Source organism: Blattabacterium cuenoti (assembly GCF_014251795.1).
GTDB lineage: Bacteria > Bacteroidota > Bacteroidia > Flavobacteriales > Blattabacteriaceae > Blattabacterium > Blattabacterium cuenoti_AB.
In genome coordinates this window covers 122423-141953 of sequence record NZ_CP059201.1, presented here as the reverse complement: position 1 = coordinate 141953, position 19531 = coordinate 122423, and the positions used below count along the sequence as shown (strand labels likewise).

The 19531-nt window shown below is 26.3% G+C and carries 24 protein-coding genes, 3 tRNA genes and 1 other RNA gene; 16 read left to right on the top strand and 12 right to left on the bottom strand.

Annotated features, from left to right (window positions below):
* The first annotated feature begins 158 nt into the window (after positions 1–158).
* Positions 159–788, top strand: a complete 630-nt coding sequence (locus tag H0H55_RS00690) for an urease subunit gamma (RefSeq protein ID WP_185861387.1) — start codon at positions 159–161, stop codon at positions 786–788.
* Positions 785–2491 carry an urease subunit alpha gene (gene ureC, locus H0H55_RS00685; RefSeq protein ID WP_185861386.1) on the top strand — a complete coding sequence of 569 codons (1707 nt, stop codon included), beginning with the start codon at positions 785–787 and terminating at the stop codon, positions 2489–2491. Before H0H55_RS00690 ends, ureC begins: the two co-directional genes overlap by 4 nt.
* Positions 2492–2503: 12 nt before the next feature.
* Here the strand turns inward: ureC and H0H55_RS00680 are convergent.
* A tRNA-Leu gene (locus H0H55_RS00680) sits at positions 2504–2587 on the bottom strand.
* A gap of 10 nt (positions 2588–2597) precedes the next feature.
* A complete protein-coding gene (locus H0H55_RS00675; protein WP_238784172.1) occupies positions 2598–2975 on the bottom strand; it encodes a deoxycytidylate deaminase in 378 nt (125 codons plus the stop codon).
* A gap of 37 nt (positions 2976–3012) precedes the next feature.
* Here H0H55_RS00675 and H0H55_RS00670 point away from each other — a divergent pair, with 37 nt between their 5' ends.
* The gene (locus H0H55_RS00670; RefSeq protein WP_185861384.1) at positions 3013–3819 is read left to right on the top strand and encodes a TrmH family RNA methyltransferase; all 807 of its coding nucleotides are present in this window, start codon (positions 3013–3015) and stop codon (positions 3817–3819) included.
* Positions 3820–3828: 9 nt separating this feature from the next.
* On the opposite strand, the gene H0H55_RS00665 is transcribed toward H0H55_RS00670, so the two are convergent.
* Together H0H55_RS00665 and H0H55_RS00660 are read right to left on the bottom strand one after the other, a co-directional pair.
* A complete protein-coding gene (locus H0H55_RS00665; protein ID WP_185861383.1) occupies positions 3829–4308 on the bottom strand; it encodes a ribonuclease HI in 480 nt (159 codons plus the stop codon).
* Positions 4309–4326: 18 nt separating this feature from the next.
* Positions 4327–5088, bottom strand: a complete 762-nt coding sequence (locus H0H55_RS00660; protein WP_185861382.1) for a lysophospholipid acyltransferase family protein — start codon at positions 5086–5088, stop codon at positions 4327–4329.
* 140 nt (positions 5089–5228) lie between these two features.
* Here H0H55_RS00660 and fbp point away from each other — a divergent pair, with 140 nt between their 5' ends.
* The 3 genes from fbp to H0H55_RS03125 are packed head-to-tail and all read left to right on the top strand — an operon-like array spanning position 5229 to position 6598.
* Positions 5229–6230 (top strand): class 1 fructose-bisphosphatase, encoded by a 1002-nt coding sequence (gene fbp / locus H0H55_RS00655; RefSeq protein WP_185861381.1) that lies wholly within the window; start codon positions 5229–5231, stop codon positions 6228–6230.
* Between the two features lie 13 nt (positions 6231–6243).
* Positions 6244–6399: a hypothetical protein gene (locus H0H55_RS00650; protein WP_185861380.1), complete on the top strand. Its 156-nt coding sequence runs from the start codon at positions 6244–6246 to the stop codon at positions 6397–6399.
* 31 nt (positions 6400–6430) lie between these two features.
* Complete coding sequence (locus tag H0H55_RS03125) at positions 6431–6598, top strand: hypothetical protein (protein ID WP_394798767.1); 168 nt, start codon at positions 6431–6433, stop codon at positions 6596–6598.
* Here the strand turns inward: H0H55_RS03125 and H0H55_RS00640 are convergent.
* The gene (locus H0H55_RS00640; protein ID WP_185861379.1) at positions 6589–7164 is read right to left on the bottom strand and encodes a MarC family protein; all 576 of its coding nucleotides are present in this window, start codon (positions 7162–7164) and stop codon (positions 6589–6591) included. The genes H0H55_RS03125 and H0H55_RS00640 overlap by 10 nt on opposite strands.
* Before the next feature lie 115 nt (positions 7165–7279).
* Positions 7280–8653 carry an orotidine-5'-phosphate decarboxylase gene (gene pyrF, locus H0H55_RS00635; RefSeq protein ID WP_185861378.1) on the bottom strand — a complete coding sequence of 458 codons (1374 nt, stop codon included), beginning with the start codon at positions 8651–8653 and terminating at the stop codon, positions 7280–7282.
* A 75-nt stretch (positions 8654–8728) separates the two neighbouring features.
* Here pyrF and H0H55_RS00630 point away from each other — a divergent pair, with 75 nt between their 5' ends.
* Positions 8729–9670 carry a dihydroorotate oxidase gene (locus H0H55_RS00630; protein WP_394798766.1) on the top strand — a complete coding sequence of 314 codons (942 nt, stop codon included), beginning with the start codon at positions 8729–8731 and terminating at the stop codon, positions 9668–9670.
* Here H0H55_RS00630 and proS read toward each other — a convergent pair.
* Complete coding sequence (proS, locus tag H0H55_RS00625; RefSeq protein ID WP_185861377.1) at positions 9664–11121, bottom strand: proline--tRNA ligase; 1458 nt, start codon at positions 11119–11121, stop codon at positions 9664–9666. The two genes, H0H55_RS00630 and proS, sit on opposite strands and share 7 nt — an antisense overlap.
* A 106-nt stretch (positions 11122–11227) precedes the next feature.
* Between proS and rpmF the strand changes: the two genes are divergently transcribed.
* From rpmF to accC, 3 genes are read left to right on the top strand one after another with little or no spacing between them, the layout of a single operon-like run.
* Entirely contained in the window at positions 11228–11425 is a 198-nt protein-coding gene (rpmF, locus tag H0H55_RS00620; protein ID WP_185861376.1) for a 50S ribosomal protein L32, read from the top strand.
* Between the two features lie 8 nt (positions 11426–11433).
* On the top strand, positions 11434–11877 hold the full coding sequence (gene accB / locus H0H55_RS00615) for an acetyl-CoA carboxylase biotin carboxyl carrier protein (protein ID WP_185861375.1): 444 nt from the start codon (positions 11434–11436) through the stop codon (positions 11875–11877).
* Positions 11878–11883: 6 nt separating this feature from the next.
* Positions 11884–13221 carry an acetyl-CoA carboxylase biotin carboxylase subunit gene (gene accC / locus H0H55_RS00610; RefSeq protein WP_185861374.1) on the top strand — a complete coding sequence of 446 codons (1338 nt, stop codon included), beginning with the start codon at positions 11884–11886 and terminating at the stop codon, positions 13219–13221.
* A 4-nt stretch (positions 13222–13225) separates the two neighbouring features.
* On the opposite strand, the gene prfA is transcribed toward accC, so the two are convergent.
* Complete coding sequence (gene prfA, locus H0H55_RS00605; protein WP_185861373.1) at positions 13226–14317, bottom strand: peptide chain release factor 1; 1092 nt, start codon at positions 14315–14317, stop codon at positions 13226–13228.
* Positions 14318–14353: 36 nt separating this feature from the next.
* A complete protein-coding gene (locus tag H0H55_RS00600; protein ID WP_185861372.1) occupies positions 14354–14710 on the bottom strand; it encodes a DUF4293 family protein in 357 nt (118 codons plus the stop codon).
* A 154-nt stretch (positions 14711–14864) separates the two neighbouring features.
* Between H0H55_RS00600 and rho the strand changes: the two genes are divergently transcribed.
* The 3 genes from rho (at position 14865) to H0H55_RS00585 (ending at position 17728) form a co-directional block, all read left to right on the top strand.
* Positions 14865–16415 (top strand): transcription termination factor Rho, encoded by a 1551-nt coding sequence (gene rho, locus H0H55_RS00595; RefSeq protein WP_185861371.1) that lies wholly within the window; start codon positions 14865–14867, stop codon positions 16413–16415.
* 59 nt (positions 16416–16474) lie between these two features.
* Positions 16475–16547: transfer RNA gene (locus H0H55_RS00590), tRNA-Met, on the top strand.
* An 83-nt stretch (positions 16548–16630) separates the two neighbouring features.
* On the top strand, positions 16631–17728 hold the full coding sequence (locus H0H55_RS00585; RefSeq protein WP_238784171.1) for a DNA recombination protein RmuC: 1098 nt from the start codon (positions 16631–16633) through the stop codon (positions 17726–17728).
* 6 nt (positions 17729–17734) lie between these two features.
* On the opposite strand, the gene H0H55_RS00580 is transcribed toward H0H55_RS00585, so the two are convergent.
* From H0H55_RS00580 to H0H55_RS00570, 3 genes are all read right to left on the bottom strand, one after another.
* Positions 17735–17819 (bottom strand) — tRNA-Ser (locus H0H55_RS00580).
* An RNA gene (rnpB, locus tag H0H55_RS00575) (RNase P RNA component class A) lies at positions 17818–18127 on the bottom strand. Before rnpB ends, H0H55_RS00580 begins: the two co-directional genes overlap by 2 nt.
* Positions 18121–18831, bottom strand: a complete 711-nt coding sequence (locus H0H55_RS00570; RefSeq protein ID WP_185861369.1) for a YebC/PmpR family DNA-binding transcriptional regulator — start codon at positions 18829–18831, stop codon at positions 18121–18123. The genes rnpB and H0H55_RS00570 overlap by 7 nt, the downstream gene beginning before the upstream one ends.
* Positions 18832–18938: 107 nt before the next feature.
* Between H0H55_RS00570 and rpmB the strand changes: the two genes are divergently transcribed.
* From rpmB to H0H55_RS00555, 3 genes are read left to right on the top strand one after another with little or no spacing between them, the layout of a single operon-like run.
* Entirely contained in the window at positions 18939–19169 is a 231-nt protein-coding gene (gene rpmB / locus H0H55_RS00565; protein WP_185861368.1) for a 50S ribosomal protein L28, read from the top strand.
* A gap of 10 nt (positions 19170–19179) precedes the next feature.
* The gene (gene rpmG / locus H0H55_RS00560) at positions 19180–19362 is read left to right on the top strand and encodes a 50S ribosomal protein L33 (RefSeq protein WP_185861367.1); all 183 of its coding nucleotides are present in this window, start codon (positions 19180–19182) and stop codon (positions 19360–19362) included.
* Positions 19363–19530: a DUF4295 family protein gene (locus H0H55_RS00555; RefSeq protein WP_394798765.1), complete on the top strand. Its 168-nt coding sequence runs from the start codon at positions 19363–19365 to the stop codon at positions 19528–19530.
* The last annotated feature ends 1 nt before the right edge of the window (position 19531 follow it).

Genomic DNA, 19531 nt, shown 5'->3' with positions numbered 1-19531 from the left:
TTTTATTTTACTTTATCTGTGTGGATAAAGAAGGATGAAAAACAATGCCATTTATCTATTCTTTCATTATTATTTCATAACTTTAAACTCATATAAATGTTGTTTTGTTGCAACAGATATGATATTATTATGTTTATGAATCAAATTAAAGAAAGCATATGCATTTAACTTCTTATGAAAAGGAAAAAATTCTTCTTCACATGGCTGGAGAATTGGCAAAAAAACGTTTAAAAAGAGGATTAAAATTGAATTATCCTGAATCTTTAGCTTTAATCACTCATTATATAATGGAAGGGGCTCGTGACGGTAAAACAGTAAAAGATCTCATGCATGAAGCAGGAAATATTCTTAACGACGAACAAGTTATGGATGGAGTATATGAATTACTTAATAATGTTCAAGTAGAAGCAACTTTTCCGGATGGAACAAAGTTAGTAACTATACATCATCCTATAAAAAAAAATAAAAAAAAAGATTCTAATTTTATTCCAGGACAATATGATCTTTTGAAAGAAGATATTGTTTTATTACCTGGACGGTCTCGTATAAAAAGAATAGTATCCAATAAAGGAACTCGTCCTATTCAAATAGGATCTCATTTTCATTTCTATGAGACAAATTCTGCTCTCTTATTTGAAAGAGAAGGAACTAAAGGATATAGACTTGATATCCCTTCTGGTAGATCTGTTCGTTTTGAACCAGGAGAAACGAAAGAAATTATGTTAGTTGAAATTGGAGGAAGCAAGAAAATTTATGGATTTTCAGGAAAAGAAAATACAACAATATGAAAAAAATAGATAGAGAATCTTATGCCAGTATGTATGGACCTACTAAAGGAGATAAAATTCGTTTAGGGGATACATCTTTATGGATTGAAATAGAAAAAGACTATACAATTTATGGAGATGAATGTGTTTTTGGAGGAGGAAAAGTGATTAGAGACGGAATGGGACAACATCCATTTGCTATAAGAGATGAAGGGGTTTTAGATTTAGTATTAACTAACGCTATTATTATAGATCATTGGGGAATTGTTAAAGCGGATATAGGAATTAAAAATGGAATTATTGTTGGAATAGGAAAAGCAGGGAATCCATATTTTATGGACGGAGTCACTCCTAACATGTATATTGGAGCAGGAACAGAAGTCATTTCTTCAGAAAATATCATAGTAACAGCTGGAAGTGTAGATAGTCACGTTCATTATATATGTCCTCAATTATTTGAAGTTGCATTAGAAAGTGGAACTACTACTATTATTGGTGGAGGATCCGGTCCAGCTACTGGAACTATAGCTACAAATTGTACTTCTGGTGTATGGAATATTCAAAGAATGTTAAAAAGTACAGATCATATTCCCATTAATTTTATTTTTCTTGCAAGTGGAAACAGCTCTCAACCGGAAGCTTTAATTGAACAAATAAAAGCAGGAGCAGGAGGACTCAAAATACATGAAGATTGGGGGAGTACTTTGTATGTTATAGATCAATGTTTGAATGTAGCAGAAAAGTTAGATGTACAAGTTAATATCCATACCGATTCACTCAATGAATCTGGATATGTAGAAGATACTTTAAAAATATTAAAAAATAGAACAATTCATACTTATCATACAGAAGGAGCTGGAGGGGGTCATGCTCCTGATTTATTAAAGGTTATATCCTTTCCTAATATTTTACCTTCATCAACTAGTCCTACAATGCCTTATACTTGTAATACTATAGATGAACATTTTGATATGCTAATGATTTGTCATCATTTGGATTCTTCTTTGCCAGAAGATATTGCTTTCGCTAAATCACGGATTCGATCTGAAACTATTAGTGCAGAAGGAGTTTTACATGATATGGGAGCCATTAGTATGACTAGTTCAGATTCTCAAGCTATGGGGCGTATAGGTGAAATTGTAAAAAGAACATGGCAAACAGCTGATAAAATGAAGAAACAAAGAGGTTATCTTAATGAAGAGACCCAAAAAAGTGATAATTTTAGAGTGAAAAGATATATTTCAAAATATACTATCAATCCAGCCATTACTCATGGTATTTCTGAGTATATTGGATCTATTCATATCGGAAAAATGGCAGATTTAGTGTTATGGAAACCTTCTTTTTTTGGAGTCAAACCTGAATTAGTTATCAAAAGTGGTATGATAGTATACGCTAGTATGGGTGATCCAAATGCTACGATTCCAACTCCTCAACCATTTATGTATCGAAAAATGTTTGGATATTTTGAACCAAAACTAAGCAGTGTATTTGTATCAACACATGCAATAAATAATGGTTTTTTTGAAAAAAATGAAATCAAAAAACAAATCAAAATCGTAAAAGGATGTCGTACTTTATCCAAAAAAAATATGATATTAAATGGAGAACTTCCTAATCTAGAGGTAGATCCAAGAACCTATAATGTTTATATAGATGGAGAAAAAATAACCTCTCATCCTTCTGATATTTTACCTCTTTCTCAAAGATATTTTTTATTCTGAAAATAAGAAAAATACCCAGAGCGGGATTTGAACCCGCATGATATAAAAATCACTGGATTTTGAGTCCAGCGCGTCTACCTATTTCGCCACCTGGGTTTTTTTATTTTTAAAAAAGTTGTTCTATTATTATTTTAGCTTTTTTCAAAAAATATAATCTTTCATCATTTTTTTCATACAAATAGATGACTCTTTTTATATTAGATAAATAAATTAGTTTACAACATTCTTTACATGGAAAGTGAGTAATGTATATGGATGCTCCTTTACAAGATAAAGAAGAATAAGCCATTTTTAATATGGCGTTTGCTTCTGCATGTAAAACATACCATTTTGTATTTCCATTATGATCTTCGCATATATCACTAAATCCATTTGGGGTACGGTTATATCCATCAGATATAATTTCATTATTTTTAACTATGACAGAACCTACTTTTTTTTTTTTACAAAAAGATAATTTTGAACGTTCAATAGCTATATTCATATATACCATATCATTTTTATAAATCATTAAATAAAGTATGAAAAAAATATATAGTATTCAAAATACAAAAATTAAAGATTTGATAAAAATTTATCAAAAAAAAAAATATATGAATACCCTTCTTGTTGAAGGAATAAAAGAATTTGAAATGGCAATAAAAGGTAATTTTTTACCGATTAGAATATTTATATGTGATAAAATATTTCATAAGTATAGTATAATTCAGTCATTTGATTCCATAACTTTTATGATTAATATAAAAATTTTTAAAAAATTAGCATATAGAGAGAATTCGGGTGGAATCATCACTTTGTTTAAAGAAAAGAAATATATAAATCAATTAAAAAATATCAAAATCAATAAAAATAATTCTTATTTGATACTTATCCTAGATGGGATAGAAAAACCTGGTAATATAGGAGCTATGTTAAGAATAGCTGACGCTGCTAATATTCACATTATTATATTATGTAATATGAAGACTTATATGTATAATTCTAATATTATTAGATGTAGTTTAGGAAGCATTTTTACAAGAAATATTTGTCTGGAAAAAATAGAATCAATCATGGATTGGTTACAAAAAAATAAAATAAAAATTATCACAACAGGATTTGATAAACATAAAAAAGCAATAAATTTATACCAAACTAAATTTTTACATGAGAATAACATTGCTATTGTTTTTGGTTCTGAAAATCAAGGAGTATCTAATATTTGGTTAAAAAAAGCTAACAAAATTATAACTATTCCTATGTTTGGAAATATAGATTCATTAAATGTTAGTAATGCAATGTCTATAATTATATATGAAATTATTAGACAAAGAAATTATGCTATATAAAAATATTTCTTATATCTGTTTTTCATACTCATATACGTAATCTATTTTTAGATTTTTTCTTTTTGAGGCATTTACAGATAATCGATCGCAATAATCATTGATATAATGATTATTGTGACTTTTTATCCAATAAAATACAACAAAATGTTTGTCAAATAAATTTAAAAATCTTTTCCATAAATCCACATTTTTTTTATTTTTAAAATCAGTTTTTTCCCATTTGTAAATCCATTTTTTTTGGATCGTATTGACGATATATTTTGAATCAGTAAACACGGAAATATTTTGTTTTTTATTTTCTATTTTTTCTAATCCTATGATGACTGATAATAGTTCCATTCTATTGTTAGTTGTATAACGGAATCCTTCTGAAATTATTTTTCTATTGTATAAATGTCCAAAAAATATTTCTATAAAAATTCCATATCCTCCTGGACCAGGATTTCCTTTTGAAGAACCGTCAGTATAAATATGAATCTTTTTGTTCACGGAGTTCACGGATAATAATTAACTACTTTTTTTTTCACGTTCAAATTTTTCTAATTGATATTTGATTAAATTAAAACATTTTTTTTTCAACATATCCTTGTCTTTCAAGGATAAGTTTTTTGTTGATATAGAGTGATGTTGTTTGATCCTTATTTTTCCTGGTCCTCCTCTGATAATAGAAGAACTAGGAAATTTTTTTTTGATGTCAGCTATAGTAAAAGGAATAATAGGTATTTTTTTTATAATAGCGATAAAAAAAGCTCCACTCTTAAAATGATCCAAGAAAATATAAGGTTTAGGAACTCCTCCTTCTGGAAAAATACAAACACTTTTTCCAGAATCTATTTTATTTTTTATTTTATTAAATACTTGTATACAACTTGATAAATTTTTTCTTTCAATAAGAATATTACTTTTTTTATAAACAAATCCAAAAAAAGGAAGTTTAGCTAATTCTGCTTTCCCAACAAAAACTAAAGGATGATTTCTCATCAAAGAATAAATTAACATAATATCCATAATAGAACTATGATTGCTGATAATTACGTATTGTTGATTTTTATCTAATATTTCTTTATCTTTTTCTAATACATACCAAAAACCCATAAAAAAAAGATTACTTCTAGCCCACATTTGGTGAAACCAATATGCAATAGGATAGTATTTATCTTTAAATAGAAATGGAATAGAAGCTCCTGCCCATAATGGAATTAAAAATATATTGATAAAAAAAAACCATGTACGCCATAACAATATTAATGATATTTGTATAATTCTCATTAAACGATAAAATTAATAGAAATATATAAAATTCATAATAACTTTAGAAAAATTAATAATATATATAAATTAAAAGATGATTATAAAATTTTAAAAAAAAATCTGATCTTTATGTCTATAAAGTATTTCTTGAGAGATACATGTATACATTAGGAGAGTTTATTATAAAGAATAGAGATCGTTTTTCATATTCAACGGAATCATTATTGCGATTATTTAGTTCTATCAAATTAGCTTCTAAAGCTATTCATAAAGAAGTCAATAAAGCAGGATTAACAGAAGAAATTATAGGAAGTTCTGGTATTACTAATGTTCAAGGAGAAAATCAACAAAAATTAGATCAATTCGCTCATAGAGTTTTTATTGAATCTTTTAAAAGTAGAAATGTTGTTTGTGGAATAGCTTCTGAAGAAAGTAAAGATTTTATAGTGATAAAAGGAAAACAAGAAGATATTTCTCAAAATCAATATATTGTTTTAATAGATCCGCTTGATGGTTCTTCTAATATAGATGTCAATGTTTCTATTGGAACTATATTTTCTGTATATATGAGAAAATCTCCTATTAAAATGAATTTAACAATAGAAGATTTTTTGCAAAAAGGAAATCAACAAATTCTTGCAGGATATATTATTTATGGATCTTCTACTATATTAGTATATAGTGCTGGAAATGGAGTACATGGATTTACTTTAGATCCTTCATTTGGAACGTTTTACTTATCTCATTACAATATTTGTTTTCCTAAAATGGAAAAAATTTATTCTATTAATGAAGGAAATTATTATAAATTTTCTAATGGAATTAAAAAATTTATTAGATATTGTCAAGAAAAAAAAGATAATCGTCCTTACACAGCAAGATATATTGGATCTTTAGTTGGAGATTTTCATAGGAATCTAATACAAGGAGGTATATATATTTATCCTAAAACAGCTTCTTATCCAGAAGGAAAATTAAGATTACTTTATGAATGCAATCCCATGGCTTTTTTATCAGAACAAGCTGGAGGAAAAGCTTCTGATGGAAATCAGCGCATTTTAGACATAGAACCCACTAAATTACATCAAAGATCTCCATTGATTTGTGGTCCAAAAGGAATGGTTTCAAAATTAGAAGAATTTATAGTAGATTGTGAATAAATTATAAATGTAAATGCGATTCAAAGAAAAAAATACTTTTGAAGAAGTAATAAAAAATGGAAAATATTTATTTATATATCCTGTTTTATCTGTTCATCTCTTAAAAGAGAGAAATAAAAAAGATCTATTACTTCATCTAGCTGGAACTCTAGTAAAAAAAAAATTTTAAAAAATCAGTTCACAGAAATAAAATAAAACGTTTGTTAAAAGCTTCTTTTTTTTTAAACAGATCAATTTTGATAAAAAATATGAGAAATAAAAATTTTAATATTGTTTTAATTTACAAATCGTTTTATTTACCTGAATTTAAAAATATAAATGAATCTATTATAAATATTTTTAATAAAATAATAAGGAATCATTGTTGAAATAACTGACCTGCATTAGCACCAAAAATTTTTACTGCAAAAGCTAATAAAACGATACCAAATATTTTCTTTAAAATATCTAAACCATTATTTCCTATTTTTTCGGCTATAAAATCACATTTATCAATGACAAAATAAACTACTATCATATTTAAAAGAAGAGATAAAAGAATAATGTTTACATCATAAGTCGCTCTTAATGAAATTAAAGTAGTTAAAGAACCAGGTCCAGCTATAAGTGGGAAAGCTATTGGAACAATGGAAGTTTGAGCATTTTCCGTAACTTTATGAAGATCGATTCCCAATATCATTTCTAAACCTATCAAAAATAATACTATGGATCCAGCGACAGAAAAAGAATGAACATCAACTCCAATGATTTTAAGCATAGGTTGTCCTAAAAAAAGAAAAGATAAAAATATTACAAGAGAAGTAATTATAACTTTTTTTGTGTCTATAATGTTTCCTTTTGATTTAAATCCCATAATTATGGGAGCATTACCCAATATATCTATAATGCTAAAAAGTATCATAAAACAACTAATTAACGAATTTATCCATTCCATACTTAAAATTTAAACCAATTTGATTGAAATAATTTATTATTAAAAAATATGACAAATTAAATAAAAATATGATCAGTATCATGAATTTTTTTAAAAAAAAACTCATTTCATATATTTATTCAAGTCCATTTTCATAAGCTTTCCATCCTGCTTTTCTGTACTCTTCTGCTGCTATTTTTGGATTATGAGATTGATAAATAGCTTTTCCTACAATAATAAAATCACTTCCGTTTTTTTCAAAAGCTTGAACAGGATGAATATAACTATTTCCTACATTATTTTCATTTTCATAAAAATGAATACCAGGTGTAAACAATAACAATCGATCATCTACTTTTCTTTGTGCGACGGTCCCAATGACTTTTGGATTTTTTAAAGAAATATTTAGTGCTTTTCTTATATAATGATCATCCGATAGTCTTCCATAGGAAGACATTTCAGATATTGTAATTAATCCCATATTAGAAGGAATATTCAAATTTTGAATACTCATACTACCAGCAAATACATGCGCGGTAACAAGATCTGCCCAAGAAGAAATTTTATGTATTCCGTAATGTAATTGAAGATAATTAGTATAACTGACATCACATAATTTTCTATCTTCTAACAATAAAAATTTTTTTTCTATAGAAATCTTTTTAAGAGATTGTATAAATGAATATGAAAAATCATCTATAATATCTACGTGAAGTTTTAATCCACAAATTCTATCTCCAATTAAATTTACTAATTTTAAAATATTTTTAGTAGATATTAAGTCCGCAGAAACTATCAAATTTGTTTTTTTTTTCAACGTAATATCAATAAGTTTTTTTCCTATAGGGTGAAGGATTTTTTCTTTTTTTTCTTCATAAGAAATTCGTTTGTTTTTAGTGTTTTTCATATTTTTCTTTATGAAAAAAAATTGAATCATATGTATTTCTTTTTCTTTTAAAAAACGTTGATTTTCCAAAATTTTAAAAATTTCTCCTATTCGAAATAAAGTTCGAATGTTATATCCTCTTTTTTTTATGTTTTCTATTCCTCCTTGTTCTCTGTCAAGAATAGACATAATATTTTTAATTATTAATCCTTCTTTTTCAAGGTCTATGACAGTTTTTAACAAACTATCTCCACTTGTAATAACATCTTCTATAATCAGGCAACTTTGTCCTATTTTATATATTCCTTCAATCATTTTTTCTGTTCCATATCCTTTATTTTCTTTTCTTTTAATAATTAATGGAATTTTAGATCTTAAAGATAAAGTAGTAGCTATAGGTAACGCAGCATATGGAACTCCACAAATGAGTTCAAAATCATAATTATAAGATCTCACTTCATGAATTAATAAATCTGATAATTTTATTAATAAGTCTGGTCTAGAAGCTATTGGACGAAAATCTATATATATAGGAGAATTCATTCCACTTTTTAGTGTAAAATTTCCAAACTTTATGATTCCTAAATTGTAAATTTCTAAAAAGAATTGTTCTTTTTCTTCCATAAAAAATATAAAACAGCTGTTTTGGTAAAGTTAAAAATTTTATACTTGGATATTATTAAAATTATGTATATGACTATGAAAAAAATAGATATTACTGCTAGTATAAATGGAATTAAACTTCCATTATGCATTATGAATGCTTCAGGTGTTCTTTGTACAACAGATCAAGAACTATCTAATTTATTAAATAGTTATTCTGGTGGAGTTGTTACAAAAAGTTGTACATATAAACCAAGAGAAGGAAATATTTCTCCTAGATATTTTGAATGGAACATAGGAAGTATAAATTCTATGGGATTACCCAATCTTGGAATTAATTTTTATTTAAATTTTTTAGAAAAAAATAAAATAAATAAACCTATTTTCCTTTCTATATCTGGATTATCTACAGAAGAGAATTATTTACTGATTCAAAAAGCAAACCAATCTTCAAAAATTACTGCTATAGAATTAAATTTATCTTGTCCAAATATTATTGAAAAAAAAGAAATGTTAGATTGTAATTTTGATGGTATTTCAAATTTTATAGAAAACATATTTCGATTTAACAAAAAACCTTTAGGAATTAAACTTCCTCCATATTTTCATGATATCCATATTAAGAATATGGCTTTGATTTTAAATCGATTTCCTATTTTTTTTGTGACTTGTATTAATAGTTTACCTAATGGAATTTTTATTGATGTCAATAAAGAATCAGTAGTAATACGACCTAAAAAAGGATTTGGAGGAATAGGTGGATCAATAATCAAGCCATTTGCATTAGCTAATATTCATAAATTTTATACTTATCTTCGGAAAGATATTTCCATTATAGGATGTGGAGGTATTTCTTCTGGGAAAGATATTTTTGAACACATATTATGTGGAGCTACCGCTGTTCAAATTGGAACACAATTTATGAAAGAGGGTGTTTCTGTGTTTGAAAGATTAAAAAAAGAATTGATTTTTATTTTAGAAAAAAAAAACTATTCATCTTTAAATAATTTTAAGGGAAAATTAAAAAATCTTCAATAAGATTTAGAAAAAACAACTCTTTGTAAAGAAGTATTTCCAGAATAAATACATTTTCCTTTTTCTTTTTCATTATGTATAGGAATACAACGTATGGTTGCTTCTGTTTCTTCTTGAATTTTTTTACCTGTATTTTTTTTTCCATCCCAATGAGCTAAAATGAATCCTCCAGAATGATTTATTTTTTCTTTAAAATCATTGTAATGATCTGATTTAATAATTAATTTTTGAGTTCTTTGAAATGCTTTTTGATAAATATTTTTTTGAATTTCATCTAATAATTTTGGAATTGAATTTTTTAAATTGATCCAAGGTATACATATTTTTTCATATGTATCTCTTCTAAAAATCTCTACTTTTTCATTTTTTATTTCATTTTTTCCGATACTGATTCGTATGGGAATTCCTTTCATTTCGTATTCATGAAATTTCCATCCAGGAGTCAATATAATTCTATCATCATATTGAACTCGTATTTTTTCCTTTTCTAAAACATTTAAAATTTTTTTTGCCATTTTATTAATTATATCATATCTCTCTTCAGAATATATAGGAATAATAATAATTTGTATAGGAGCTATTTTAGGAGGTAAAATTAAACCTCTATCATCAGAATGCGACATGATTAATCCACCTATTAATCTGGTAGAGACTCCCCAAGAAGTAGACCATGCATATTCTTTTTTTCCGTTAAAATTAGTAAATTTTACATCAAAAGCTTTTGAAAAATTTTGTCCTAAAAAATGTGAAGTTCCAATTTGTAAAGCTTTTCCATCTTGCATGAGTGCTTCGATACAATATGTTTTTTCTGAACCAGAAAATTTATCCATATATGGCTTGATCCCTTGTAATACTGGAATAGCCATAAATTTTTCTGAAAAATCTGTATAGATATTTAATATTTTGAGAGCCTCTTCTATTGCTTCTTTTTTTGTAGAATGAGCGGTATGTCCTTCTTGCCACAAAAATTCTGTAGTTCTAATAAATAAACGAGTTCGCATTTCCCATCTCAGTGCATTTCCCCACTGATTGAATAAAATAGGTAAATCTCTATAAGATTGAATCCACCCTTTATAAGTCTTCCATATTATACTCTCTGAAGTTGGTCGAATTATTAGTTCTTCTTGTAACTTAGACTCAGGGTCAACGATAAAATTTTCTTGATTTTTTTTTAATCTATAATGAGTCACAATCCCACATCCTTCAGAAAAAATTTCAGTATGGTCTTTTTCTTTTGAAAAATATGATTTTGGAATAAGTGAAGGAAAATAAACATTTTGATGTCCAGTTAATTTTAACATTTTATCTAATATTGTTTTCATTCTATCCCATAAAGAGTATCCATATGGTTTTATAATCATAAAACCACGTACTCCTGAAAATTCTGCTAACCCAGATTTAACAACAATTTCATTATACCATTTTGAATAATTTTCACTACGTCTAGTTAACATAAAACATAAGAAATAATTTCGTTTCTTTCCGAAAGATAATAAAAATTATTTAACACATTTAATTTTATTTCTTTCTAAATTAGTAATTTGTTTAATATCATAAATTATGGCCCATCCTAAAAGAAGACAATCTAAATCGAGAAGAAATAAGAGAAGAAGTCATTTTAAAATAAAAGAACCTTTATTAAAAAAATGTCCTTTAACAAATCAAAAACATTTATATCATCATGCTCACTGGTATGAAGACAAGCTTTATTATAGAGGAAAAATACTATATAATAAAAATAAGAAAGACAATATATAATATAAATTATGGATTTAAAAAAAATCAAATCCCTGATTCAATTCATTTCAAATTCTAATATTGATGAAATAAGAATAAAATTAGAAAATACTGAAATATACATGAAAAACAGAATATTTAATAATGAAAAACCCTCATGTCATTCTGTTAGTCAAAAATCTTCTTCTTCTGATTTTTATGATAGATTTTGTCAAGAAGAAAAAAATCAATATTTAACTATCAAATCACCTATGATCGGAACTTTTTACAGAAAACCTCATCCAGATCAAGAACCTTTTGTAAAAATAGGAGATAAAATAAAAATAGGAACGAAAGTTTGTGTGATAGAGGCAATGAAACTTTTTAATGAGATTGAATCTGAAGTGAATGGAAAACTCATTAAAGTTTTAGTGGAAGATGCTACTCCTGTTGATTATGATCAGCCTTTATTTCTTTTAGATCCTAATTTTTAAATTTTTATGTTTAAAAAAATATTAATAGCTAATCGTGGAGAAATTGCTTTACGAATTATAAGAACAGTTAAAGAAATGGGAATTCAAACTGTAGCTGTTTATTCTACAGTAGATAAACATAGTCTTCATGTTTATTTTGCGGACGAAGCTGTATGTATTGGCCCACCACTTCCATCTCAATCTTATTTAAATATTCCGAATTTAATTTCGGCGGCAGAAATTACAAATGCAGATGCCATTCATCCTGGATATGGGTTTTTATCTGAAAATGCATATTTTTCTTCTATGTGTTATAAACATGGAATCAAATTTATTGGAGCTAATCCAAACCATATGATTCAAATGGGAAATAAAATTTCCGCTAAAAAAACTATGAAAAAAATTGGTATTTCTTGTTTACCTGGATCTGATTGTTTTGTTGAATCTTCTTATAAAGAGATAGAAAAAATTGCAGATAAAATTGGATATCCGATTATTATAAAAGCTGTTTCTGGAGGTGGAGGAAGAGGAATACGATCTGTTTTAGGTAAAAATCATTTAAAAAATTCTTGGGAAGAAGCTAAAAAAGAGGCTTGGTCTTGTTTTAGAAAAAAAGATCTATATATAGAAAAATTCATTTTAAATCCAAGACATATAGAAATCCAAATTATGGGAGATAGATATGGATCAGCATATCATTTGTCAGAAAGAGATTGTTCTATTCAAAGAAGAAATCAAAAATTAGTAGAAGAAGCTCCTTCTCCATTTTTAACTCCATTTTTGAGAAAAAAAATGGGAGAAGAAGCTATAAAAGCAGTTGAATATCTTCGTTATGAAGGAGTAGGTACTATAGAATTTTTGCTAGATCAAAAGAAAAATTTTTATTTTATGGAAATGAATCCAAGAATACAAGTTGAACATACGATAACTGAGGAAATAACAGGTTTAGATTTGATTCAAGAACAAATATTTTTAGCTTATGGAAAAAAACTTTCTAAAAAAAAAAATTTTTATCCAAAAATGTATTCTATAGAATGTAGAATTAATGCAGAAGAACCAAATCGTAATTTTCGTCCAGCCCCTGGTCAAATAACTCAAATGCATTTGCCTGGAGGAAAAGGTGTCCGTGTTGATACACACATTTATGCAGGATACATTGTTCCACATTATTATGATTCTATGATTGCTAAGATAATTGCGACTGCAAAAAGTAGAAAAGAAACTATTGAAAAAATGCGTCGTTCTTTAGATGAATTTGTAATAGAAGGAATTCATACTACTATTCCTTTCCTAAAAAAACTTATGCAAAACAATGAATTTTTAAAAGGAAATTATAACACTAATTTTTTAGATAATCTATATTAGAATATTATTTTTTTTCAAAAAATTTTAACATATCAATCATTTGTTGTATATTTCCATTCATAAATTCTGAAAAATTATAAATAGATTTGTGAATTCTATGATCCGTAACTCTGTTTTTAGGATAATTGTAGGTTCTAATTTTTACAGAACGGTCTCCTGTTGAGACTAAAGACTTTCTTTTTGTAGATATTTTTTTTAATCTTTTTTCTTTTTCACGTTGATAAATACGTGATCTTAAAACGCTTATTGCTTTTTCAAAATTTTTATGTTGAGAACGTTCTTCTTGACATTCTACTGTAATTTTACTGGGAATATGAGTTAATCGTACAGCAGATTCTGTTTTATTGACATGTTGTCCACCAGATCCACTAGATCGAAATGTATCTTTTTTTATATCAGATAAATTAATATTTACTTCTATATCTTTTACTCTAGGAAAAACTGCAACAGTTATCGCAGATGTATGAACTCTTCCTTGAGATTCTGTTTTTGGAATTCGTTGGACTCTGTGTACTCCTGATTCAAATTTTAAATTTCCATATACTCCTTTTTCTCCATTGATATCTAAAATCACTTCTTTATATCCTTTTGTTCCTCCTTTTTGTACATGTAAAATTTTATATTTCCATCCTGATTTTTTAAAATACATCGTGTACATTCTCAATATATCTTCGACAAAAAGACATGCTTCATCTCCTCCTGTTCCGGAACGTAATTCAAGTATAACAGCATTTCTATGATCTTCTGAATCTATTTGATATTCAGATTCTTTTTTTGAAGAAAATAGAAGATTGTAAGATTCCTTTTCAATAGAAGATAAATTACTTAAAACTTTGTGTTTTTCTGTTAAAGCTAGTTCCCTCATTTCCGTATCTGAATCATTTTCTAAAATGAAATTGATTTCTTTTAAGAAAACTAATTTTTTCTTATACTTTTCATAAATAGAAACTATTTTTTCTAATTTTTTGTATTTATTTAATAATATTTTATATTTTTTTTCATCAGATATAATATTGGGTTGTATGATAGATTTTGAAATTTCATCAAATTCCTTTTTATAAACTTCTAACTTTTTAATCAATGAAGTTTTTTTCATTTTTTTAATCTTTATAAAAATTCTTTACATTTTTATTCATCGTATTCGATTTATAGAATCGATTAATTCGATATCTTTTTTTATAGCTCTATTCGCCATAAATAAAATGTATATACATAATAATAAAAAAAAGAGTATTAAACACAATGTGTATTTATCATAATATGAATATGAAAAAAAAATTATTATTACATGAATTATATTAGAAAGTATATTAATTTTATTTAAATAAATTTGTAATTTTTTTTTATTAAAAAATAAAAAACTCAAAATAGATAACAATAAACATATAATTGTAAAAATTATAATTTGTTTTTTATAAAAAAAATATATGGAAAAAGAATAAATAAAAATTGAAATCAGTAAGTACAGTGATTGTATTCTATATAACATATTAAATTATTTTTTTAATTTTTTATTTAAGTTCAAATTAATTTTTTGTATAATTGTATTTATCGTTTCTAAGTTATTTTTTTCATAAGTTATTATTACACTAATAAAGTATATTACTTACCAAGCATATACATATATAAAAACCAATCACTTTATGTTTGATATTACTGAATTAAAAAGTAAAAAGCTTTTTGAATTACAGGAGATTGCTCGTTCATCAGGATTAAAAAAATGTACACAATTACGAAAGAACGAACTTTTAGAAAAAATTATTTCTATTTTTAATAATAAAAATACTTCTACTTCAAATTCAAAAAGAGAGAATCCTTTAAAAAAAGAATTTAAAATTCGAAAAAGTATTGAATCTAAAAAAAGAAAATTGATTTCTCAAGAACATTCAAAAATTTATAATTCTAAATTTTCTGAAGAATCCACAAGATTTCAAAAAAAACATCAAAATTTTTCTAATTGGAAAAAAAACGATAAACATGATATTCAAAATGTTTCATCATCTCAATCTCATGCTCATGGATCAGAAATGGGATCACAAAAAATTTATCATAATAAATATCGCACTCCTGAATATGAGTTTGAAGGAATCATAATAAGTGAAGGAGTATTAGAAATTATGCCAGAAAATTATGGATTTTTAAGATCTTCCGATTTTAATTATTTATCATCTCCTGATGATATTTACGTTTCTCAATCTCAAATTAGGCTTTTTGGAATGAGGACAGGAGATACAATCAGAGGAGAAGTTAGACCGCCTAAAGATGGAGAAAAATATTTTCCATTAATTAAAATTCTTGAGATTAATGGAAGATCTCCTTCTTTTGTAAGGAATAGAAATTCTTTTGAGCATTTAACTCCATTATTTCCAAATGAAAAATTTAAGTTAGCCGAAAAAAACGCAACTCTTTCCACAAGAATTGTAGATCTTTTTACTCCTATAGGAAAAGGACAAAGAGGAATGATTGTCGCTCCTCCTAAAACAGGAAAAACTACTTTATTAAAAGAAATAGCAAATGCTATTGCAGCTAATCATCCTGAAGTATATTTAATTATATTATTAATTGATGAACGTCCAGAAGAAGTAACAGATATGCAGAGAAATGTAAGAGGAGAAGTTATTGCTTCTACTTTTGATGAACCGGCTGATAGACATGTTAAAGTTGCTAATATTGTTTTGCAAAAAGCAAAAAGAATGGTAGAATGTTCACATGATGTAGTGATTTTGCTAGATTCAATTACGCGTTTAGCACGTGCCTATAACACTGTAGCTCCTGCATCTGGAAAGGTTTTATCAGGAGGAGTAGATGCAAATGCCTTGCATAGACCTAAAAGATTTTTTGGCGCGGCTAGAAATATTGAGAATGGAGGATCTTTATCTATAATTGCTACAGCTATGATTGATACAGGATCAAAAATGGACGAAGTTATATTTGAAGAATTTAAAGGAACTGGAAATAAAGAACTTCAATTAGATAGAAAAATAGCGAATAAACGAATTTATCCGGCTATTGATCTTGTTTCTTCTAGTACAAGAAAAGATGATCTTTTACTCGATACGAATACATTACAAAGAATGTGGATTTTACGAAAACATCTTTCCGATATGAATCCAGTAGAAGCTATGGAATTTTTAAGATCTAGAATGTCTAGAACTCAAAATAATGAGGAATTTCTAATATCTATGAATGGATGAATAAAATGAATGAATAATATTTGATTTTGTAGATGAAAAACATTATATTATTAAATATTCGCGGGATGGAGCAGTTGGTAGCTCGTCGGGCTCATAACCCGAAGGTCATAGGTTCGAGTCCTATTCCCGCTATTTTTTTTTGAATTTGAATGTATTATTCATTTATATTTTTTTCGTTTTTTATTTTTCTTATATGTATATTTTTTTTTATAAAATTGGAATTATTCTTTAGAAAAGAATTTAAAGATCAACAAAATGAAATTCAAAAATTATCTAAATATCATAGAACAGAAATCGTAGATTCTTTGATTGAAATCAAAAATTCTTTAACAAAAAATATCGAAATTTTTCAAAATAACATTGACCAAAAAATACAGTTTTATGCTGATCATCAAAGTAAAAAATTCGATTTTTTTTATACTTCACAGGATAAATTTATCCAAATTATTGAGAAAGAACTTAATGAAATAAAAAAAAACGTTAATGATAAACTTCAAACTTCTTTAAATACACATTTAGGGAAATCGTTCGAAATAATTGGAAATCAATTATTCTTTTTACAAGAAGGATTAGGAGAAATGAAAATTTTGGCTAAAGATGTGAGTTCTTTAAAAAGAACTTTAAATCATGTAAAAATATGTGGAAGTTTTAGCGAAATGCAACTTTCAATGCTTTTACAACAAATTTTATCTCCAGAACAATATGCTTCTAATGTTGTGACAAAATCTAATACAAATTTTGTAGTAGAATTTGCAATTAAACTTCCAGGATTTGAAGATGGAAATATGATTTGGTTACCTATTGATGTTAAGTTTCCAAAAGAAACTTATGAAAAAATACAAAGAGCTTATTCTGATGGAGAAAAAAAGAATATAGAAATAGCTATAAAAAATATGGAATCTGTGATAAAAAAAATGGCTAAAAATATTAAAGATAAATATATAGATCCTCCACATACTACTGATTTTGCTATTCTTTTTTTGCCTTTTGAAGGAATATATGCTGAAATTACAAAAAATTCTAGTTTGTTAGAAGAATTATTAAGAAAATACAAAACAGTGATAGCTGGTCCATCCACATTAGCTGCTATGTTAAACAGTTTACAAATAGGTTTCAGAACTTTAGCTATTCAAAAAAGAAGTTCTGAAGTATGGAAAATTTTAGAAAGTGTCAAACAGGAATTTACAAAATTTGGATTACTACTTCATCAAGCACAAGATAAATTACAAGGAGCTTCTAAAGATATAGATCGATTATTAGGTGTTAGAACTGGTTTAATAGAAAGAAAATTGAAAGATATAGAAAATTTATAAAAAAAACGGAGAGAAAGGGATTCGAACCCTTGACACTTTTTTGTGAACACGCTTTCCAGACGTGCGCCTTAATCCTCTCGGCCATCTCTCCAAAAAGTAGAATTGTAAGCCGGATTCTGTTTTTACACCTATCATTTATCTAGGATCTAGGTTACCCATGATCTCAATCTGCCTACCCCCCGGTCTCAACCAAGCCAGTTTTCCGGTATACATGGCATTTCACCACACAGAGTTTACATGATTTCACTACAGCAATTTTTCTGAATTTTTCTGTACGTTCTTTCTGTTGCACTATTCCTCATCTCACGATGGATGGGAATTACCCATTGTGTTGCTCTACGGTGTCCGGACTTTCCTCATTTTTTATAATAAAAAAAATGCGATAGGACATTCTACTTTTTATTTATATTTGAGTAAATATTTTCTACATCTTCATTAAGATAAAGTTTTTCAATAAAGTCTAAAACTTTACTCTGACTTTCTTCTGAAATATATTTGATCTGTTTAGGTATATATTCTATTTTATATTTATGGAATATTTTTAACTTTTCTAAATTATTTTTCATAGATCCAAAATATTCAAAATCTGTATATAAGTAGATCATATTATCATTTTTTACAAAATTTTTAGCTCCAAAATCTATTGTCATAAGTTCAAAATCATCCATGATATAACGAATATCTTTTTTTTCTATATAAAAAATACCCATTTTATGAAAAAAATGAATTAATTCTCCATTATTACATAATCTTCCTCCATTTTTATTAAAAAGTATTCTTATATTTGAAGTTGTTCGAATACTATTATCCGTTATACATTCTAGAATTAGACTGATACCGTGAATCAGTCCTTCTATATTTAAGTTCCTATAATTATTTTTTTTAGCTTGCAAAGCTTTTTCTACAGCTTTGTCTATAGTTCTTTTAGGAATATTGACTGATTTAGCATTTAAAACTGCATTTTTAAAACGATAACTATTTGTTCCTGATTCTTTTACTGCTACAGAAATTTCTTTAATAATTTTAGAAAATTTTTTAGATTTTTTGAAGTCTTGATTCGATTTTCTATGTTGTATATTTGACCATTTGCTATGTCCTGACATGAAATATCTTTTGTCTTTTATATTTTATATTCCTATATTTAAATTTTGCATCCGAATTCGTTTTCGTTGATACGGACTCACATTGGCAAGTTAAAAAAAAAATAGTTATGTCAAAAATTTGTGAATTGACAGGAAAAAAAGTAATGATAGGAAACAAAATTTCTCATGCTAATAATAAGAGAAAACGTCGTTTCAACATTAATTTATGTAAAAAACGCTTTTTTTTAACAAAAGAAAAAAAATGGATCACTTTAAAAATTTGCGTTTCTACTGTAAAACTTATTAATAAAATAGGAATCGAAAAGGTTTTAAAACGTTTTAAATATAAAATAAATTAAAATTTTAACAATGGCAAAAAAAGGAAATAGAATACAAGTCATATTAGAATGTTCTGAACAAAAAAAAACTGGAATCTCTGGTTGTTCTAGATACGTGACAACAAAAAATAAAAAGAATAATCCAAATAGAATGGAATTAAGAAAATATAATCCAATATTAAGAAAATATACAATTCATAAAGAAATTAAATAAATGTCTAAAATATCTAAAAAAGTAGTTGACAAGAAAGAAAAAAAAAGTTCAAAAAAAATGACTTTAGCCATAAAAATAATGAAATCTAAAAAATCAGGTTATTATACTTTTGAAAATAAAATGATTCCTTATGAAGAGACTAAGGTTTTTTTTACAAAAAAAAAATGAA

Excerpts from the sequence above, each read along its gene's own strand:
- H0H55_RS00690 (WP_185861387.1), top strand. The coding sequence starts at position 159 with ATGCATTTAACTTCTTATGAAAAGGAAAAAATTCTTCTTCACATGGCT.
- ureC (WP_185861386.1), top strand. The coding sequence starts at position 785 with ATGAAAAAAATAGATAGAGAATCTTATGCCAGTATGTATGGACCTACT.
- H0H55_RS00675 (WP_238784172.1), bottom strand. The coding sequence starts at position 2,975 with ATGAATATAGCTATTGAACGTTCAAAATTATCTTTTTGTAAAAAAAAA.
- H0H55_RS00670 (WP_185861384.1), top strand. The coding sequence starts at position 3,013 with ATGAAAAAAATATATAGTATTCAAAATACAAAAATTAAAGATTTGATA.
- H0H55_RS00660 (WP_185861382.1), bottom strand. The coding sequence starts at position 5,088 with ATGAGAATTATACAAATATCATTAATATTGTTATGGCGTACATGGTTT.
- fbp (WP_185861381.1), top strand. The coding sequence starts at position 5,229 with ATGTATACATTAGGAGAGTTTATTATAAAGAATAGAGATCGTTTTTCA.
- H0H55_RS00650 (WP_185861380.1), top strand. The coding sequence starts at position 6,244 with ATGCGATTCAAAGAAAAAAATACTTTTGAAGAAGTAATAAAAAATGGA.
- H0H55_RS00640 (WP_185861379.1), bottom strand. The coding sequence starts at position 7,164 with ATGGAATGGATAAATTCGTTAATTAGTTGTTTTATGATACTTTTTAGC.
- pyrF (WP_185861378.1), bottom strand. The coding sequence starts at position 8,653 with ATGGAAGAAAAAGAACAATTCTTTTTAGAAATTTACAATTTAGGAATC.
- H0H55_RS00630 (WP_394798766.1), top strand. The coding sequence starts at position 8,729 with ATGAAAAAAATAGATATTACTGCTAGTATAAATGGAATTAAACTTCCA.
- proS (WP_185861377.1), bottom strand. The coding sequence starts at position 11,121 with ATGTTAACTAGACGTAGTGAAAATTATTCAAAATGGTATAATGAAATT.
- rpmF (WP_185861376.1), top strand. The coding sequence starts at position 11,228 with ATGGCCCATCCTAAAAGAAGACAATCTAAATCGAGAAGAAATAAGAGA.
- accB (WP_185861375.1), top strand. The coding sequence starts at position 11,434 with ATGGATTTAAAAAAAATCAAATCCCTGATTCAATTCATTTCAAATTCT.
- accC (WP_185861374.1), top strand. The coding sequence starts at position 11,884 with ATGTTTAAAAAAATATTAATAGCTAATCGTGGAGAAATTGCTTTACGA.
- prfA (WP_185861373.1), bottom strand. The coding sequence starts at position 14,317 with ATGAAAAAAACTTCATTGATTAAAAAGTTAGAAGTTTATAAAAAGGAA.
- H0H55_RS00600 (WP_185861372.1), bottom strand. The coding sequence starts at position 14,710 with ATGTTATATAGAATACAATCACTGTACTTACTGATTTCAATTTTTATT.
- rho (WP_185861371.1), top strand. The coding sequence starts at position 14,865 with ATGTTTGATATTACTGAATTAAAAAGTAAAAAGCTTTTTGAATTACAG.
- H0H55_RS00570 (WP_185861369.1), bottom strand. The coding sequence starts at position 18,831 with ATGTCAGGACATAGCAAATGGTCAAATATACAACATAGAAAATCGAAT.
- rpmB (WP_185861368.1), top strand. The coding sequence starts at position 18,939 with ATGTCAAAAATTTGTGAATTGACAGGAAAAAAAGTAATGATAGGAAAC.
- rpmG (WP_185861367.1), top strand. The coding sequence starts at position 19,180 with ATGGCAAAAAAAGGAAATAGAATACAAGTCATATTAGAATGTTCTGAA.
- H0H55_RS00555 (WP_394798765.1), top strand. The coding sequence starts at position 19,363 with ATGTCTAAAATATCTAAAAAAGTAGTTGACAAGAAAGAAAAAAAAAGT.